Below are 1,210 nucleotides of genomic sequence, written 5' to 3' on the forward strand. Positions count from 1 at the left end.
GGCTGTATCTGTACCGGCGTCCGGTTCGGTCAGCGAGAAGGACTGCAGCCGCACGCGGCCGGCACAAACTTCCTCGAGGATCTTGCGCTTCTGCTCATCCGAACCATGGCGCGCCAGGATGCCCATCATGAACATCTGGCCGTGAATCATCGAACCCACGCCGCCCGAGCGGTGCATTTCCTCCACGATGACGCAGGCCTCCCTCAATCCCAGACCCATGCCACCGTATTCGGCGGGAATCATGACCGTGTGAAGGCCGGCATCCATCAAGGCCTTGATGTAGTCGTGTGGAAACGCTTCCTCTTTGTCGAGCTTTCCGAAATACTCATCACCGAAGCGGCTTGTGACGGCCTGGGTCGCTTGAAGTACTTCAGCGAGTGTGACGCGCTCTGTTTCGCGTTGGTTTTGCATGTTCATGGTGGCTGGTCTCTTCATTAGTCGAGGGTGGTTTCTTCGGCGATTGCGGCTTTGGCGGGCTGCTTCGGCGGCTTGTGTGATCCAAATGCGCCCGCCTGTTCGAGCCGCGCGATCTCTGGCGGAGAAAGGCCGAGTTCGGACCCCAGCAGCGCGTCGCGATGCTCGCCGAGCCGGGGTACCTTTGGCACTTCTGGTCTTTTGTCGAAACGTGCGGGGTCTGCGGGCAGGACCATCGTGCCGCCGATGYCGTCGTCGACCGTGCACAACGCGCCACGCTTGAGCATGTAGGCGTCGTTGATGACCTCGTTCATCGTCAGGATCCCGGCCACAGGCACGTCCGCGACATTGAGCTTCGTCGTGATCTCCTGCCGAGTGTGGGCGCGCGTGAATGCTTCGGTGATAGCGAACACCTCTTCCTGCCGTTTGGCTCGCTCGACGTAAGTCGCGTAGCGTGGGTCAGTTCCTAGTTCCGGTCGGTTCATTGCGACGCAAAGACGCATCCAGAAATCGTCGCGGTTGACGCCGATGTTGACGTAACCGTCGGTCGCAGGAAATGCGCCATACGGAACACCGTGAAAATCGTTGGAGCCTGCAAACTGTGAGAGCGCTGTGTCGGCAAGTTGTACACGCGCCAGCGCCACACATACCATCGGCAACGCGCATTCGACCAGGCTCAGATCGATGACGCGGCCAATTCCATGCCGCTCCTGATTGCGCAGGGCCAGCAGGATCGCTGCATGCGCCGTCATGCCCGCCAGGATGTCGCCAAGTGCGAACCCACACCACACAGGAT

The 1,210-nt window shown here is 60.3% G+C and carries 2 protein-coding genes; both read right to left on the reverse strand.

The features are described from left to right. A partial coding sequence (locus AC1DY5_RS56290) for an acyl-CoA dehydrogenase family protein (protein WP_478122816.1) occupies window positions 1-417 on the reverse strand: 417 nt, incomplete at its 3' end. Window positions 418-434: 17 nt separating this feature from the next. Further along, a partial coding sequence (locus AC1DY5_RS56295; RefSeq protein ID WP_478122817.1) for a CoA transferase occupies window positions 435-1,210 on the reverse strand: 776 nt, incomplete at its 5' end.

Source organism: Variovorax sp. P4_D9, from assembly GCF_056401695.1.